Annotated in this window: 20 protein-coding genes; all 20 read left to right on the forward strand. The window is 43.6% G+C overall.

What is annotated here, in order from left to right:
- Nucleotides 1–7: 7 nt before the first annotated feature.
- On the forward strand, nucleotides 8–673 hold the full coding sequence (locus ACPW7J_RS07520; protein ID WP_425754861.1) for an O-methyltransferase: 666 nt from the start codon (nucleotides 8–10) through the stop codon (nucleotides 671–673).
- On the forward strand, nucleotides 666–1,901 hold the full coding sequence (locus tag ACPW7J_RS07525) for a peptidase U32 family protein (protein WP_161873149.1): 1,236 nt from the start codon (nucleotides 666–668) through the stop codon (nucleotides 1,899–1,901). The genes ACPW7J_RS07520 and ACPW7J_RS07525 overlap by 8 nt, the downstream gene beginning before the upstream one ends.
- A gap of 21 nt (nucleotides 1,902–1,922) precedes the next feature.
- Nucleotides 1,923–3,212, forward strand: coding sequence for a hemolysin family protein (locus tag ACPW7J_RS07530; protein ID WP_425754862.1), 1,290 nt, complete (start codon nucleotides 1,923–1,925; stop codon nucleotides 3,210–3,212).
- Nucleotides 3,205–5,745: an NYN domain-containing protein gene (locus ACPW7J_RS07535; RefSeq protein WP_425754863.1), complete on the forward strand. Its 2,541-nt coding sequence runs from the start codon at nucleotides 3,205–3,207 to the stop codon at nucleotides 5,743–5,745. The genes ACPW7J_RS07530 and ACPW7J_RS07535 overlap by 8 nt, the downstream gene beginning before the upstream one ends.
- Nucleotides 5,746–5,881: 136 nt before the next feature.
- Entirely contained in the window at nucleotides 5,882–6,763 is an 882-nt protein-coding gene (gene spoIIIAA / locus ACPW7J_RS07540; RefSeq protein WP_425754864.1) for a stage III sporulation protein AA, read from the forward strand.
- A complete protein-coding gene (locus tag ACPW7J_RS07545) occupies nucleotides 6,756–7,277 on the forward strand; it encodes a hypothetical protein (protein ID WP_425754865.1) in 522 nt (173 codons plus the stop codon). The genes spoIIIAA and ACPW7J_RS07545 overlap by 8 nt, the downstream gene beginning before the upstream one ends.
- Before the next feature lie 29 nt (nucleotides 7,278–7,306).
- A complete protein-coding gene (spoIIIAC, locus tag ACPW7J_RS07550) occupies nucleotides 7,307–7,501 on the forward strand; it encodes a stage III sporulation protein AC (protein WP_161873144.1) in 195 nt (64 codons plus the stop codon).
- A 5-nt stretch (nucleotides 7,502–7,506) separates the two neighbouring features.
- Nucleotides 7,507–7,890, forward strand: coding sequence for a SpoIIIAC/SpoIIIAD family protein (locus tag ACPW7J_RS07555; RefSeq protein ID WP_161873143.1), 384 nt, complete (start codon nucleotides 7,507–7,509; stop codon nucleotides 7,888–7,890).
- A gap of 21 nt (nucleotides 7,891–7,911) precedes the next feature.
- A complete protein-coding gene (locus ACPW7J_RS07560; protein ID WP_161873142.1) occupies nucleotides 7,912–9,000 on the forward strand; it encodes a stage III sporulation protein AE in 1,089 nt (362 codons plus the stop codon).
- Nucleotides 8,997–9,167 (forward strand): stage III sporulation protein AF, encoded by a 171-nt coding sequence (locus tag ACPW7J_RS07565; RefSeq protein WP_161873141.1) that lies wholly within the window; start codon nucleotides 8,997–8,999, stop codon nucleotides 9,165–9,167. The genes ACPW7J_RS07560 and ACPW7J_RS07565 overlap by 4 nt, the downstream gene beginning before the upstream one ends.
- Nucleotides 9,168–9,200: 33 nt before the next feature.
- On the forward strand, nucleotides 9,201–9,575 hold the full coding sequence (locus ACPW7J_RS07570) for a hypothetical protein (protein ID WP_161873140.1): 375 nt from the start codon (nucleotides 9,201–9,203) through the stop codon (nucleotides 9,573–9,575).
- Nucleotides 9,572–10,162: a SpoIIIAH-like family protein gene (locus tag ACPW7J_RS07575; protein ID WP_425754866.1), complete on the forward strand. Its 591-nt coding sequence runs from the start codon at nucleotides 9,572–9,574 to the stop codon at nucleotides 10,160–10,162. Before ACPW7J_RS07570 ends, ACPW7J_RS07575 begins: the two co-directional genes overlap by 4 nt.
- A 61-nt stretch (nucleotides 10,163–10,223) precedes the next feature.
- Nucleotides 10,224–10,577, forward strand: a complete 354-nt coding sequence (locus tag ACPW7J_RS07580) for an Asp23/Gls24 family envelope stress response protein (RefSeq protein ID WP_424959839.1) — start codon at nucleotides 10,224–10,226, stop codon at nucleotides 10,575–10,577.
- Nucleotides 10,578–10,586: 9 nt separating this feature from the next.
- Nucleotides 10,587–11,024: a transcription antitermination factor NusB gene (nusB, locus tag ACPW7J_RS07585; protein ID WP_161873137.1), complete on the forward strand. Its 438-nt coding sequence runs from the start codon at nucleotides 10,587–10,589 to the stop codon at nucleotides 11,022–11,024.
- Nucleotides 11,017–11,964 carry an O-sialoglycoprotein endopeptidase gene (locus tag ACPW7J_RS07590; RefSeq protein WP_425754867.1) on the forward strand — a complete coding sequence of 316 codons (948 nt, stop codon included), beginning with the start codon at nucleotides 11,017–11,019 and terminating at the stop codon, nucleotides 11,962–11,964. Before nusB ends, ACPW7J_RS07590 begins: the two co-directional genes overlap by 8 nt.
- Nucleotides 11,955–13,103, forward strand: coding sequence for an exodeoxyribonuclease VII large subunit (gene xseA, locus ACPW7J_RS07595; protein WP_425754868.1), 1,149 nt, complete (start codon nucleotides 11,955–11,957; stop codon nucleotides 13,101–13,103). Before ACPW7J_RS07590 ends, xseA begins: the two co-directional genes overlap by 10 nt.
- The gene (gene xseB / locus ACPW7J_RS07600; RefSeq protein WP_161873134.1) at nucleotides 13,096–13,284 is read left to right on the forward strand and encodes an exodeoxyribonuclease VII small subunit; all 189 of its coding nucleotides are present in this window, start codon (nucleotides 13,096–13,098) and stop codon (nucleotides 13,282–13,284) included. The genes xseA and xseB overlap by 8 nt, the downstream gene beginning before the upstream one ends.
- Before the next feature lie 5 nt (nucleotides 13,285–13,289).
- Nucleotides 13,290–14,186 carry a polyprenyl synthetase family protein gene (locus tag ACPW7J_RS07605; protein WP_424959840.1) on the forward strand — a complete coding sequence of 299 codons (897 nt, stop codon included), beginning with the start codon at nucleotides 13,290–13,292 and terminating at the stop codon, nucleotides 14,184–14,186.
- Nucleotides 14,187–14,218: 32 nt separating this feature from the next.
- Nucleotides 14,219–16,051, forward strand: a complete 1,833-nt coding sequence (dxs, locus tag ACPW7J_RS07610; RefSeq protein WP_425754869.1) for a 1-deoxy-D-xylulose-5-phosphate synthase — start codon at nucleotides 14,219–14,221, stop codon at nucleotides 16,049–16,051.
- A complete protein-coding gene (locus ACPW7J_RS07615; RefSeq protein WP_424959842.1) occupies nucleotides 16,048–16,845 on the forward strand; it encodes a TlyA family RNA methyltransferase in 798 nt (265 codons plus the stop codon). Before dxs ends, ACPW7J_RS07615 begins: the two co-directional genes overlap by 4 nt.
- Nucleotides 16,846–16,872: the final 27 nt, after the last annotated feature.

Below are 16,872 nucleotides of genomic sequence, written 5' to 3' on the forward strand. Positions count from 1 at the left end.
TTCTTTTATGAATATTACTAACGATCTTGTTACGGAATATATCTGCGGCTATTACCAACCTTTAAACGATCAGTTGGCAGAGCTTCGGTCGATGGGAGAAAGAGATCATGTTCCGATCATTCTGAAAGAAACGGAGCAGTATCTGAATATTCTTCTGGCGTTAAAGCGACCCGCAAGGATTTTAGAGATTGGCACGGCAATTGGTTATTCTGCAATATATTTTGCTTATAAATGTCCACAGACGGAGATTTATACCATTGAGAAGGATGAGACGGCTTTTCACGCGGCAAGGCATAATATTGCCGCCCTTGGATTGGACGAACGTATTCATAGCTACCTTGGCGACGGACAGGAACAGGTAGAAAAGCTTCGAGATATTGGAATAAAAGGCTTTGATTTTGTCTTTATCGACGCGGCGAAAAGTCATTACCGCCGTTTTCTGGAAGCAGCCCTTTCCGTATGTCAAAAAGATGCAGTAATCGTCAGCGATAATATTTTGCAAAGAGCTATGACTGTTTCAGATCAGTACGATCCGCAGAAAAAGCATAAGACGAATGTAAAAAAAATGAGAGATTATGTAGACTATATTTGCCGGAGCAGGGAACTGGAAACATCTTTGATGAGTACAGGAGACGGTTTGGCAGTGTCTATTTTTAGAGGAGAACATGGATAAAGAACATTTTGAACTTCTGGCTCCGGCAGGAGATTTAGAAAAACTGAAAACAGCCGTTATCTATGGCGCTGATGCTGTCTATTTTGGCGGCGAGATGTTTTCACTGCGAGCCGGAGCAGGGAATTTGACTATAGACGAAATGAGGGAAGGTATCGAGTTTGCTCATGCACGAGGCAAGCGTTGTTATCTTGCGTTAAACATTTTCGCACATAATGAAGATATTCAACCTCTGACGGATTATTTGCATAATATCAAACAGCTAAAATTGGACGCGTTCATCGTATCAGATCCGGGCATTATAGATCTGCTGCAGGAAGTGATTCCCGGTGCGGAAATCCATTTGAGTACTCAGGCAAATATGACAAACTATAGAACCGCAGGCTTTTGGCATAAGCTAGGCGTTAAACGACTAGTTCTTGCTCGTGAATTGACTTTCAAAGAAATTCAGGAAATGAGGCAAAACATCTCGGACGATATGGAATTGGAAGCTTTCGTTCACGGCGCGATGTGTATTTCTTATTCCGGACGGTGTCTGCTCAGCAATTTTATGATTGAACGCGACGCTAATCGGGGACAGTGCGCTCATCCCTGCAGATGGAAATATGCTCTGGTAGAAGAAAAACGACCGGGCGAATATTATCCCATAGAAGAAGACGAAAGAGGCACTTATATTCTTAACTCCCGTGATTTGTGCATGATTGAGCATATTCCCCAATTAGTGGAAAGCGGCATTATGAGCGCGAAAATAGAAGGACGTATGAAAAGCGTATTTTATGTAGCAACCATTGTACACGCCTACAGGCAGGCTATTGACGCTTATTTCGCAGATCCAGAGCGCTACCGATTTGACCCGGTGTGGCTGTCAGAGTTGAAGAAAGTAAGCCATAGAGAATTTACTACAGGCTTTTATTTCGACCGGCCGACCAATCAGGATCAAAACTATCAGACCAGCGCGTATACTAGAGATTACAGCTTTGTGGGAGTAGTGAGAGATTATGATCCGGCTTCAGGTATGGCTGTAGTTGAACAGAGAAACAAAATGTCTGTAGGAGATGAAATTGAAATTTTCGGTCCGGATATACCGTTCTTTACACAGAATATATCTGAGCTGTATGATTTAGAAACCGGAGATTCTTTACAATCCGCGCCTCACCCACAGCAAATGCTGTCTATGAAGATGGAACGTCCGGTAAAACCAGACTATATTTTACGAATGAAAAAGCTATAAATAAAGGAGTGTGAACTTAAGATGTCATCTGACCCCAGTAACATACCGTTACAAATTCAATTTTTAATTATAATCGCTATGGTTATCAGCAACGGACTGGTCGTCCTAACCAACACCGCGATGAATACTGTGAGCCGAAGTAAGGTCAGCCAGATGGCTGATGAAGATGAGAAAGCGTCTGTGCTCAAAGCCTTGCTGGAAAGGCCTACGGATTATCGTTTCACCAATCGGCTGCTTAGCTATATTTTCATTGCTGTCGGTTTGTTTTTTACCATTGGACTGCCGTATGAAGATATTCTTTCAGTAGTTGTTTTCGTTGCGGTATCCATCGTATTCAGCGAATTTTTTACGCGAAAAATTGCTCAGCAGCACAGTGAGGCAGCAGCTTTAGCTATGCTTCCACTGGAACGGTTCTTTCTAATCGTCCTCAAACCCTTTGTAGCGTTGCTTACATTGATTGCAAATCTGTTTCTGAAAATGTTCAGACAAGATACAGATATTCAGTACAGCGGCTACTCAGAGGATCGCGTGATGTCCATTTTGGAGGCAGGACAGCAGAGCGGTGAAATTAAAGAGGAAGGCAAGAAGATGATTAACAGTATCTTTCAGTTTGATGATGAGCTTGCTTACGAGATTATGACGCCGCGAACTGACGTATTCCTGATCGACATCAATGATCCAACCGATGAATACCTGGATGAGCTGATGGAATTGCGTTATTCCAGAATACCTGTATGCGAGGATGATACGGATAACATCATCGGTATACTCCACATTAAAGACTATCTTATCAAAGCAAGAGAAACAGGCTTTGATAAAGTGGATATTCGTTCTATCCTGAGAAAACCGTATTTTGTTCCAGAGACTAAAAATATCGATTCTCTGTTCTATGAGCTTCAGATTGAAAAGCAACATATTGCGATTCTAATCGATGAATACGGCGGCTTTTCTGGTATCGTAACAATGGAGGATATCATAGAAGAAATTGTCGGAGACATAGACGACGAATATGATCAGGAAGAACATATTATCGAAAAGATTGACGATAATCATTATCTTGTAGACGGAAATGTTTCATTAAACGATCTTTGCGAGGAAACGGAAATCAATTTAGAATCAGAAAGTAGCGAAACAATCGGCGGTTTCATTATCGATATCCTCGGAGAAATTCCGGAGGAAGGAGATGAAAATCGAGATATTTCGTTTGAAAACTATATTTTTACAATTCTTTCTGTTAAAGAACGGAGAATTGAAAAAGTAAAGATTCATATAAAACCACCTGTGATGGAAAAGGATGAGGAGGATGAATAAACATCTGTCGGTTGGCATTTTGGCTCATGTGGATGCTGGAAAAACAACGCTGTCCGAGGCGATTCTATATCAAAAAGGCGTGACCAGAACCCTTGGCAGGGTGGATCATAAAGACGCTTTTTTAGATACGCATGCTTTAGAGCGGCAGAGAGGCATTACCATTTTTTCGAAACAAGCGGTCTTTCCTTTAGGAGAACTGTCAGTTACATTGATGGATACCCCTGGACACATCGACTTTTCAGCAGAAACAGAACGCACTTTACAAACGCTTGATTATGCTATTATGGTAATCAGCGCGGCAGATGGCGTCACCGGTCATGTAATGACCCTTTGGAGATTATTAGAAGCTTATCAAATTCCAACTTTTGTGTTCATTAATAAAACAGATTTGGCGGGAACTGATTTGCAGGAGCTCCTATCGATTCTGTCTTCTACATTGAATGAAGGCGTGATTTCATTCGACCGTCTTGACAATACGTTTTATGAAAAGGCGGCGCTTTGTGATGAGGAAGCTTTGGAAACCTTGCTTTCGGAAGGAATCATACCAGATGAAATGCTATGCGATTTAATTACTTGCCGCAAGCTGTTTCCAGTCTATAGTGGAAGTGCGTTGAAGCTGGAAGGAGTTAAGAGATTTCTTCTGGGTTTGGAACGATTTGTGAAACCACCGCAATGGCCGGATCAGTTCGGGGCCAGAGTTTATAAAATCTCCAGAGACAGCCAGGGGAAAAGGTTGACACATTTAAAAATGACCGGCGGAACACTTTCTGTCCGTCATTTAATTGGCGAAGAAAAAATTACGCAGCTTCGTATTTATAACGGAGCTGCTTTTCATACGGTAAATCAGGTAGAAGCAGGGCAGGTCTGTGCCGTTTGCGGACTAGAAAGCACGTGGGCAGGACAAGGACTCGGCTATGAAAAGGTTGGCAATAAACCAAAGCTGGAGTCCCTGTTATCCTATCAAGTCTTGCTGCCTGACGGCTGTGATCCTCACGATGCATACAGTAAATTGCGCATATTAGAGGAAGAAATTCCGGAGCTGCAGGTTCTGTGGGATGAGGAGTCTCGGAAAATCCAGGTACAGTTGATGGGAGAAGTTCAAATGGAAATTCTCACCAACCTGTTAATGGAAAGATTCTCACTAGCTGTGAACTGGGGTCAGCCTATTATCAATTACAGAGAGACCATTACACGGAGAGTAGAGGGCGTAGGTCATTTTGAGCCTTTGCGTCATTATGCTGAAGTTCATTTGATTTTAGAGCCTATGCCTGTGGGTACAGGTATTCTGTTAGAAACAACGTGCAGTGAGGACTTGTTGGATAAGAACTGGCAAAATCTCATCCTGACCCATTTAGCTGAAAGACATCACCCCGGCGTATTGACCGGTTCTCCGATCACTGATATGAAAATTACTCTGGCTGCAGGAAAAGCTCACGTAAAGCACACGGAAGGCGGTGATTTCCGTCAAGCGACTTATCGAGCTGTACGCCATGGATTGCGCCGAACAGACTCTGTTTTGTTAGAACCATATTATAACTACAAGCTGGATGTTCCCACGGCTTCTGTTGGCAGAGCGATGCATGATATGCAGCGGATCGCCGGAGAGTGCGGACAACCTATAAATCAAGGGGATATGGTGACTTTATCGGGCAGAGCGCCGGTAGCGGCTATGGGCGATTATGCGAAGGAGGTCTTGGCGTATACAAAGGGAATCGGTCGTCTCCAACTTACCTTTGCCGGGTATTTTCCATGTCATAACGCCGCGGAGGTCATTGAAGCAAGGGGCTATGATCCGGATAGAGATCCAGCAAATCCGTGCGGTTCTGTATTTTGCAGTCATGGAGGCGGCGTCAATGTCCCGTGGGAAGAAGTAGAAGCAAACATGCATTTACCTGCCTGTCTTTCCGAAACGAAAAAGGCGGCTGACGAAATCATTCGCCGTACCGGAAGCAGGGAATATAGCGATGCAGAACTAGAAGCCATATTCCGAAAAACCTATGGTGATGATAAGCGCGAAAAAAATCGCCTCAAAAGAGATTCCAGAATTGTAAGCGCTCGGTCAATGGAACAGTTTCCAAGGGTGAAAAGCGGATATAATGACAGTCAGGCTCCGCAAATTCTTTTAATCGATGGATATAATGTGATCTTTGCCTGGGAAGAAATGCAGGAAATGACAAAAGTAAATCTGGAAGCTTCCAGAGCTCTTTTAATAGAAACCCTGCAAAACTATCAAGGATATACCGGAGAGACTATAATTCTGGTCTTTGACGCCTATAAACAGCCTGGAAATATCGGCGCAACAGAAAAATATGGAAATCTCTCAGTTGTATATACAAAGGAGGGCCAAACGGCCGACCAGTATATTGAAAAATATGTATTAGACAACGTAAAAAAGCAAAAAATAACTGTAGCGACCTCTGATGGACTGGAACAGATGATGATCTTTGGTCAGGGCGCGCTTCGGATGCCTGTACGAGAACTCATTGCCAGGGTTTTGGATGCTAATGAGGAAATACGAAGTAAATATCTATGAGAAATAAGATGTATGATCACTGTCGCCATCAAAGAGCAGTGATCATACATCTTTTTCTTTTATCCGTTTGCTGAAAAATTTATCATATCTGCCTGTCCTGCGAATATGATGTATGGAAAGAAAGGACATGCAGATTATGAACCATTTTGAAAAAGTTTTTCAATGTTTTCCGTTGGAGATTCAACGTCAAATAGAGGCTTTGGATAGAAATACGAGAAATTCAGTTGAGGAAGTAAGAGTATATCGAGGTCGGGAGGTCTGGCTTATGAGTAAAGGAGAAGCGATACCTCTCAGGGGACGTATCAGAGATCAGGATATTGCAAATATCCTGAGCAATTTATTGAAATTCTCGTATTACGCTTATGAGGAGGACTTGGCAAGAGGTTTTGTGACAATAGACGGAGGTCATCGTGTTGGAGTTTGCGGTAAGGCTGTTTTAGATCACAATAAGGTGACTCTGCTTCGCGAAGTCAGTTCACTGAATATTCGCTGTGGACATGAAGTAATTGGCTGCAGCGACGCGTTAAAGCATTTGTTTTTTCAACAAAACGGAAGAATATCTAATCTTTTGATTACATCGCCGCCAGGCTGCGGAAAGACCACGCTGCTTCGTGATATTGCCCGAAGTATTGGTGAAAAGGGATGTTACCGTGTGTCCATCTGTGATGAACGTTCCGAGATTGCAGGTATGCATGGAGGCGTCAGCGCTTATCACTTCGGACCTTTAACCGATGTATTGGACGGCTGTCCTAAGGCGGAAGGTATGATCATGATGATCCGCGCTATGACGCCTGATGTAATCATTACAGATGAAATCGGCCGACCTGAAGATATAGACGCGATCAAAGCCTGCCGAGGCAGCGGCGTCAGCGTTATCACAAGCACGCACGGCTCCGATATGGAAGAACTGCAGCGTCAAGACACGTGGAAGGCCATTGAAACCGGGATCTTTGATCATATTGTTTTTCTTAGCAACGACCCTGTTATAGGAACGGTAAAGGAGGTATGTCATGGTTAAGGCAGCAGGACTTTTTCTTGCATTTATCGCCGCCTCAGCTTTAGGGCTTTTAAAGTCTTCTGAAGTACGGCGGCGTCAAAGGTTACTGGAAGAATTTCGGGATCTGATCGCTCATATTGCTACGGAAATCAGTTATTTCAAAGAGCCTTTGCCACAGATCTTTGGCAAACTTTCTACCTGCGGCAATGAAGAAACAGCAATACTGATGAGAAGCGTCATGGCAGCCTGTACCAGTGAACGGTTTTCTTCATCCTTAGAAGACATGTGGAATCAGAGTATCAATTTGGCATATGAGCAATGTCCCTTAACGTCTGAGGATCTGGCCGTCATGAAAAAATGCGGACAGTTCCTGGGCCAAAGTAATTTCCAGGGACAGCAGGAGCATTTTCGCTTACTGGACGGACAGCTTCTACGTCAAATTTCTGAAGCTGAAGAAGCCGTGCGGACAAAGAGCCGTATGTACACCAAGCTGGGGGTTTCAACGGGATTGGTTATCGCTATCGCTTTGCTATAGATAAAACCATGAAAAGGGAGGAAAAGGGATTGAGTGTAAGTATCATTTTTAAAATTGCGGCGATTGGTATTTGTATCGCGTTATTAAATCAAATTCTGATTAAATCCGGTAAGGAGGAAATAGCAATGATGACGACACTGGCCGGAGTAATCATCGTTCTTGCCATCATTGTTAAGATGTTATTAGAATTCTTTGATACGATCAAAGTATTCATGGAGTTTTAAATAAGATGGAAATACTGAAGATAGCGGCTCTGGCGCTTTGTGCGGTAATGCTCATCGTGTTGGTAAAAAACTATAAACCCGAGTTCGGCGTTCTTACGGCTGTGGCTTGCAGCATCATAATTTTATATTTCTTAGCGGACAGCCTGAAATATGCCTTTGCCTATATGTCACAGCTTTACGGACAGCTGAAATTTGGCAAAGCCTATTTTCCGGTCATAATTAAAGTGCTGGCAATCGCTTATATTACAGAATTCACTTCACAATTATGCAAAGACGCAGGGGAAAGTGCGATCGCGTCTAAAGTAGAGCTGGCCGGAAAGATCATCATCTTCTGTGTTGCCATTCCAGTCTTTGTTACCATTTTAGATTTGATAGAACAGTTGCTTTGACGTGGAAGAAAGAGGGTTTTGATGGATTTTGACAAAATTGTAAAGGAACAGATGAAAAATATTCTGGATCAGGAGCAGATAAATTCTCTGCAGGACTACGCGGATAATCTTTCAGATGGAATTTCCGAGCATTTTACCCTGGAACAGATTTTAGATTCAACTTTATCCGGAAAAAGCATTTTTCAGTCGCAAGAGATTATCGATAGTCTGAAAACACTCTTTTTCTACGAGATCAAAAGCGCTCTGGTAATTGGCATTGAAATTCTTACGGTATGCATTATTATAGGACTTTTAAAAAACATGTCCGGCTCTTTTGGAAAAAAGGGTACTGCTGAAGTTGCTACATTGATCTGCTGTATCGTTATCGTTGGCCTCGCTATGACCAACTTTCGCGAGGTATATCAGATGACCATGGATGCGGTAAAAACTATTACATATACTATGGAAATTTTACTTCCGATTCTAATAGCCATACTTATATCCATGGGGCAAATCGCCTCCGGAACAATCATGAGCCCTCTATTGCTTACAGCTGTTACGATCTTCCAATTTATCATAAAAAACGTAATTCTTCCGGCAATTTTTTTGTCCACTGTATTTACACTACTAAATTGTTTAACGGAAAAAGATTATGTAAATCAATTGGCTAAATTTCTACGGCAAGCTGCGCTCTTTATCACTGGAATTGTCCTCACATTAATGACTGGTATTATCGCGATTCAAGGACTTATCGCTAAAACCAGCGACAGTCTCATTATTGGAACAGCAAAGTATTCTTTAGATGCTTTTATACCTATCGTAGGCGGCTTTGCCGCTGATACGGCGGAGTTATTTTTGAAGTGCATGGGTTCTATTAAAAGCGTCGTAGGCGTTTTCGGTATTCTGCTGATATTATGTCTGATTTTGACGCCGATTATCAAGATTTTGGTTATAGCGTTGGTCTATAAGGTGACAGCGCTTTTGATTGAACCGGTCGCGTCAAAAAAGATCGCCGCGGGCGTAGCGGATGTAGGTACCTGTCTGATTATGATGGGCAGCGTCCTTTTCTTTGCTTCGCTCCTATTTATCATTTTCATTACAAGCATCATTAATCTGGGAGGCAACGTATGAGTTTGATAGGAGAATGGGTGAGAGACATTTTTATCGTTATATTATCCATCACTTTTATAGAAATATTGATGCCGGAGGGCAATATGGCAAAATATCTGAAATTTATCTTTTCTATCATCGTACTCGCGGTAATTTTGTCGCCGGTCAGTTACTTCTATCATAAATAAAGTATTTTTGAATAGATATAAAAGGAGGGCACTATGTTTGAAAAACCCGAAATAAAAAAAGAATCCATGGTGAAGCTCATCGCTGCCGTCATCATTGCTTCTGTTTTCCTTCTTACCATCAGTATTCTCACTGATGATCATGACAGCCGTAAGCAAATATCAGATGACAACGGCGCCACAGAAAGCGCCTTATGCAGCTTTTTGTCTGAAATCAAAGGAGTGGGTGAGGTCAATGTGATGATCCGATATGGTGAAGAAAGCAAAGTCAGCGGCGTAATCGTCACTGCGCAGGGCGCGGAAGATCCGGTAGTAAGAAGCAGCATTGTCAAAGGTGTTTCTACGCTATTTGACATTCCGGTTTCTAGCGTAATGGTATTTGAAAAGAATCAGGAGGAAAAAACAAAATGAAAATGAAAAAGAAAAAATTAAATATAAAGGGATTTTTGAATAAGAAAGAGAATGTTGCAATCATGGCAGTTGCAGTAATTTTCTGCGCAGGTCTAGTTGTAACGAATGTTAAAGCAGGCAAAATTCCCCTTCATGACGGCGATGTGCTGGTAGACAGCCAAAACGTAGCACAGGAGGAAGCTTTATCACAGGAGGGAGACGCTTCTAAGACCGAAACCTCTGACGGCGAAAACGCGTCCGCCGGAAACACCTTTGATGAAAAAAAGGCTGCCCTGGAATTGGAACGCAACGACCTGATCGCCAAGTACGACGACACGATTAAGAATTCCTCAAACGAAGCCGAAAAGAAGAATGCAATCGCGCAGAAAGAGAAGCTGACCGGTTATATGGAGATGGAAGTTGCCATCGAAGGCATTATACGCACAAAGAATTTGCCTGACTGTCTGGTCATCATCACTGACAGCACTGTAACGGTGACTGTAGACGAACAGGATTTAAAGCAGAATACTGTAGCTAAAATCTGCAATATCGTTATGGAGGAAACAAAGCGGACAGCTGATAAGATCATCATCCAGAGCAGTTATTAAACCGTTGATAAAAGTTGATATCAATGATATAATAATTCCTAAGGGAGAAACGAGGAGATCCATGCAGGAAGAAAACTTAGGAACAATTAAGATATCTGACGATGTGATTACAGTATGCACAGCCAGAGCGGTCAGCAGTATTCAGGGTGTTTATCAGTTAGCTGGAGGGCTGGCTGACAGCTTACCTATCAATTTGCCCGGGTTGGATTCCGGCAGCAGAGGCATCAAAGTGGCTCGCGGAGACGAAGGTTTGGTGCTGGACGTCTACATAATCGTAGAATACATGGTGAAAATTCCCCAGCTGGCCTGGGATATTCAGGGAACAGTCAAAAGAGAGATTGAATCGATTACAGATCTCGTGGTTAAAGAGGTCAATATACATGTGCAGGGCGTACACCTGCCAGGAGAGGAATAGAAGTAAGAGATGATGACAAGAAAGCAAGCAAGAGAATTTATGATGCAAGTGTTTTTTCAGATGGAGGCTTGCGGAGATTTTGATATAAACCATAAGACGGATTACATGAATCAGGCGCGTATTGATGAAAAACAGCGCGCGTACTGCAACGATTTATTCTCTTTGATTTGTAATAAAAAAGAAGAAGTGGATTCTCATATTGAAACATATATTACCGGCTGGAAGCTGTCGCGGATGCCCAAGACTGATCTGGCCGTACTCCGTTTAGCGGTTTGTGAAATTCTATACCTTACTGGCATTTCCCCTGCGATTTCCATTAATGAAGCTGTAGATTTGGCCAAGAAATACGGTACGGACAGTTCACCGAAATATGTCAACGCTATTTTAGGCAAAATCGCTGAGGGTGCAGGAAAGACATCAACTGAAAGCCGGGAAGAAAATGTATAGAGCGGTTCTCGGCATAGATACAAGCAATTACAAGACTTCTGTGGCTATTGTTAGTCAGGAAGGCGGTATCATATGCAATCTCCAGAGATTTCTGGACGTGAAAAAGGGCGAAAGGGGACTGCGTCAGTCCGTCGCTCTTTTTCAGCATGTAAATCGTCTTCCAGAAATGATTGAGGAAGCTTTTGCCGCATTGCCGCCGGACGTTTGTCTATCCGGCGTCGCTGTATCATCTAGGCCGAGACCTGTGGACGGCTCTTATATGCCGGTATTTCTTGCCGGCGTTTCTATAGCAAGATCTATTGCCGCAGCAAAGGGCGTACCGTTATTTTTCTTTTCTCACCAGGAAGGACATGTAGCGGCAGTACAGTATGCCTCTCTTGTAGAAGCCTCCCCGCGTTTTCTATCGTTTCACCTTTCCGGAGGAACAACGGAGTGTTTGCTGGTAGAAGGGAATCACATCCAAATCGTCGGCGGGTCAAAGGATCTTGCCTTTGGACAAGTGTTGGACCGTGTGGGTGTAGCTCTAGGCTACGCGTTTCCCTGTGGACAGGAATTGGACAGATTAGCGGCAGAAGAAGGATCAAATGGTCCGGTGAAGGGTAATTTGCTTCCTAAAATCAAATGTTCAGAGGGCTATATCAATTTATCCGGTATAGAGACGAAGTGCCAGCAGATGATAGGGCACATAGACGATAAACAGCTTTCCGTCATGCTAATGGAGCGTGTCTGTCAGGCGATGGCTGATCTGGCTCAGCAATTGTCGAAGAAATACCATACAGAAGATATCCTTTTTGCCGGAGGCGTATCTGCCAGCAGTTATATCCGAAAGTATCTGCCGGATCGTCTTTCTGGATTAAAATGCTGCTTTGGCGACCCGGCTCTAAGCTGTGATAACGCCGTGGGGGTAGCCCTGTTGGGAGGAAGAAAAATATGGCTCTGAAACCAGTTACTGTTTCACAGTTAAACGAATATATCAACAGAATTATCGGTACGGATCCTTTGCTGGGAGCGGTGGTAGTAAAGGGAGAAATATCCAATCTAAAATACCACAGTACCGGACATGTGTATTTTTCTATTATCGATGACGCGAGCAAATTGAACTGTTTTTTTCATCGGGAATACGCGGCAGAGCTGCCCTGGATGCTGGAAGACGGTATGGAAGTGATATTAACCGGCAGTATCAGCGTATTTAAAAAGAACGGTACGTATTCTCTTTACGTCAAAGAAATCGAACTCTCTGGAGCAGGCAGTCTGGCTATGGCTTTTGAACAGATGAAAAATAAACTCAGCAAGGAGGGGATTTTTGATCCGGCTCACAAGAAGCAGATTCCTTTATATCCTGATAAAATCGGCGTGATCACATCCAGAACAGGGGCAGCGGTAAAGGATATTCTGAAAATCATTCAAACCAGAAATAATCTGGTAGATGTAATCGTCTTTCCGGTGGCAGTACAGGGCGAAGGCGCAGGTCGTGAAATCGCGTCGATGATCGATTACGTCAACGCGCGTTATACAGACATCGATACGCTGATTGTCGGCCGGGGAGGAGGCTCAGCAGACGACTTATGGTCTTTTAACGAGGAAATTGTGGCAAGAAGTATTTATGCCTCCCGTATTCCGATTATTTCAGCTGTCGGTCACGAAATAGACTTTACTATTGCTGATTTAGCAGCTGATCTTCGGGCTGAAACACCTACGGCGGCGGCACAGCTAGCAGTACCGGATTGCAGAATGCTTTCTGAACAACTTTCGGAGCTGGCCGGGAAATTACAGCTTCATCTGTCAAACAAGCTGATGTATCATCGTCTGGTTATCGATCGTCAGGCAGAAGCGATGAAACAGTCCTTAGCCGATCGAATTTCAGATCTGACCGAAAAGACGAAACGATATAAACTGGTTCTGGAGGAAAACAATCCGTCACAGATTTTAGGAAACGGTTATACAGTTCTTTCTGATAAAGAAGGGAAGATTATTCGTTCTTCTGCGGAGCTGGAGTGTGGCGAGGTTTATAATTTGGAACTAAAAGATGGAAGCGCCCAGTGTATAATAACAGAGATAGGGAGTGATAAGGATGCGTGAGGGAAAATTCGAACAGGCTTTGGAGGCGCTGCAAAATATGTCTGAAAAAATCAAAGCGCAGGACACAACTTTAGAGGATGCAATCGCTTGTTATGAGGAAGGTATGAAGCACTACAAAGTATGCAGTGATATATTAGAAAACGCGAAACAAAGGATTGAAACGTTTGAAGGCGAGGTGTAAACGAAATGATGAGAGAAAACTATGATGAATACAAGGATATGATTAATGCCCACCTGTTGGATTTTATGCCGGGTATTGATACAAAAAGCAGTTCTCTCTATGAATCCATGAAATATTCTCTGACGGCAGGAGGAAAACGGCTGCGTTCCGTTTTGCTGCTGGCGTCCTGTGAATTCGCAGGTGGAAACGCAAAGGACGCTCTTGCTTTTGCCTGCGCGATGGAATATATTCATACCTATTCTCTGATTCACGATGATCTGCCGGCAATGGATAACGATGATCTTCGCAGAGGTATGCCAACAAATCACAAGGTCTATGGAGACGCTATCGCTATTCTTGCCGGCGACGGACTTTTAACCACTGCGTTCGAAGTAATGAACAAGAACATGTTCTTGTACTTTGACAATCTAAAAGAGTTAAAAAAGCGGATTAACGCCGCTTATACGATTACGACTAACGCAGGTGTAAAGGGTATGGTTGCCGGTCAGGTTTCTGATATAGAATCTGAACATAAGCAGTGCTCTAATGAAATGCTGGAATATATTCATCTGAACAAAACCGGCGCTTTAATCGTTGCTGCTGTTCGCGCCGGATTGTATCTGGGTGGCGCTGATGAGCAGATGATGAAAAATATGACGGTTTATGCGGAAAATCTGGGTTTAGCATATCAGATTGCTGATGATATTTTGGATATCAAGGGGAATGAAGCCGAGCTGGGAAAGAAAACCGGTGTAGACGCGCAAAATGAAAAAATCACATATGTCTCTTTGAACGGTATGGAGGCCTCTGAAAAAAAGCTTCATGAACTGACACAAAACGCAGTGGCCGCCATAGAGGAATACTACGATAATGCGGAGTTTTTCCGTGATCTGGTTCTCAGGCTGGAAAAACGGACAAAATAGACCACAAATACAAAAGACAAAAGGAGCAAGCTATGAGCAAGGATTTGAAAGAATATGATTTTCCCGCAGACCTTAAATCCATGGATATAAAGGATCTGGAACTTCTTTCTTACGCAATCCGCGATTTCTTAATAGATAAAGTATCTAAGACAGGAGGCCATCTGGCCTCCAATCTTGGTATTGTAGAACTTACCATTGCCCTGCATAGGATTTTCGACAGTCCCCATGATAAGATCATCTGGGACGTCGGGCATCAATCTTATGTTCATAAGATTCTTACAGGCCGTGCTGACGCTTTTGACAGCCTTCGCCAAATGGGAGGCCTCAGTGGGTTTCCAAAGGCTAAGGAAAGCAAACACGACGTTTTTGATACGGGTCATTCCAGTACGTCTGTTTCAGCTGTTGCAGGTATGGCGGCGGCCCGCGATTTGAAAGGGGAATCCCACGAAGTAATCGCGGTCATCGGCGACGGCTCTCTCACCGGAGGCATGGCTTATGAGGCTTTAAATAACGTAGGCGCGTCCAAGTCAAAGGTGATTGTCATACTCAATGATAATGGGATGTCCATTTCACGTAATATCGGGGGCGTTTCGCAACACCTTTCCAAGCTGCGTACCAGTCGAGGATATCTGAAAGCAAAAAAAGCCATCAAAAGAACCTTGCAAAATATTCCTGTCATCGGCGACGAGCTTTCCGTCGATTTAGGTCACATAAAGGATAGGGTCAAATATGCGTTACTATCCGGCGGCGTCATTTTCGAAGAACTGGGATTTACCTATCTTGGTCCTGTGGATGGACATAATCTGGCAGAAACAATAGAGGTGTTGGAGCTTGCTAAACAGGTCAACGGACCGGTCTTTGTTCATGTAATGACAAAGAAAGGCAAGGGGTATAGAATCGCCGAGAAGAATCCTGATAAGTTCCATGGTATAGGACCTTTTGATCCACAAACCGGTGTGACAATCAAGGAAGCATCGATTACTTATTCTCATGCTTTCGGCAAAGCGATTCTGGATTATGCGGAAGATGATGAACGTATCTGCACAGTATCGGCTGCTATGTGCGATGCTACTGGCTTAGGACCATTTTCTAAGCGCTATCCTCGTAGATTTTTTGATGTAGGAATTGCTGAAGCCCATGGTGTTACCTTCGCGGCAGGACTAGCTAAGTCGGGTATGAAGCCTGTTGTCGCAATTTATTCTTCCTTTCTACAGCGAGCGTATGACCAAATTCTGGAGGATGTATGCCTGCAGAATCTCCCAGTAATCTTCGCCGTTGACAGGGCAGGAATTGTCGGGGCGGATGGAGAAACCCATCACGGTGTTTTTGATCTGTCTTATCTGTCCGCGATGCCCAATATGACAGTTCTGGCGCCTGCAGACGGTGAACAGTTAGCCGAAATGCTTCGCTATGCGCTGACCTTAGACGCCCCAGTCACGATCCGTTATCCTCGTGGCGAATGTGGGTTAAATACAGTCGGAAAGCCTTTTAATGGAAAGAACGTTCGTTTAGAAAAGGGAAAAGACGTGGATATTTGGGCAGTAGGCAAGATGCTTGAAACCGCGCGTCAGGTGAAAGAAATACTGGATCTTCGCGGTATCGCTGCTGGCATCGTAGATGTCACCATGGTGAAACCTATGGATTTGTCAGAGCTTGCAAACGCACCAGGTAAAATTGTCACATTGGAGGACAATGTCCTGGCGGGAGGCTTTGGAGAAAGATTGCAAGCCGAGGCAGCGGAATTTGAAGTTTTGTCCTTCGGATGGCCGGATCAATTCATCGAACATGGCAGCTGTATTGAACTTTATAGGAAATACGGTCTTGATGCTGACGCTATAGCGGAAAGGATTTGTGAAATAAATTGAAGGAACGATTAGATACTTTATTAGTAAAAAACGGCTATTTTCAGTCTCGTGAGAGAGCAAAAGCCGCAATCATGGCGGGAATTGTTTATGTAGATGGTCAGAGAAGTGATAAGGCCGGCAATATGATAGATACTGAGGCAGAAATTTTTGTAAAGGAAAACATATGTCCTTATGTCAGCCGGGGCGGTCTGAAGCTGGAAAAATCCGTGGGGGAATTCGACCTGCATCTTGACGGTGCAGTCTGCATGGATATCGGCGCCTCTACCGGCGGTTTTACCGACTGCATGCTACAAAACGGCGCGTCCAAAGTCTATGCCATCGATGTAGGCTATGGGCAGTTAGATTGGAAGCTGAGAAGCGATCCCAGGGTTATCAATATGGAAAAATGCAACGTCCGTTACATGGACACTGCTTTGATTGCTGAACCTGTTAATTTTATCAGTATCGACGTTTCCTTTATTTCATTGCGCCTGATCTTTCCTGTGGCGGCTGCGGTTCTTGCGCAGGACGGTGAAATCGTCTGCCTCGTAAAGCCTCAATTTGAGGCGGGCAGGGAACAGGTGGGCAAGAAAGGTATTGTCAGGGACAAAAACGTACATCAGGAAGTCATAGAACATGTGATTTCCTACGCTGGGGAAAACGGACTGTATGCCCATGGCTTAACGTTTTCTCCGGTAACCGGTGCAAAAGGCAATATAGAATATCTTTTACATCTTTCCAAATCCCAAAATATGTGTTATAATGTATCATGTATACAAGAAGTGGTTGAGAACTCCCATCAGGAGTTGGAATAAGCACACATATTTTTTAAGTAAATAAGG

This window comes from Ihubacter sp. rT4E-8 (genome assembly GCF_049852125.1).
GTDB lineage: Bacteria > Bacillota > Clostridia > Peptostreptococcales > Anaerovoracaceae > Senimuribacter.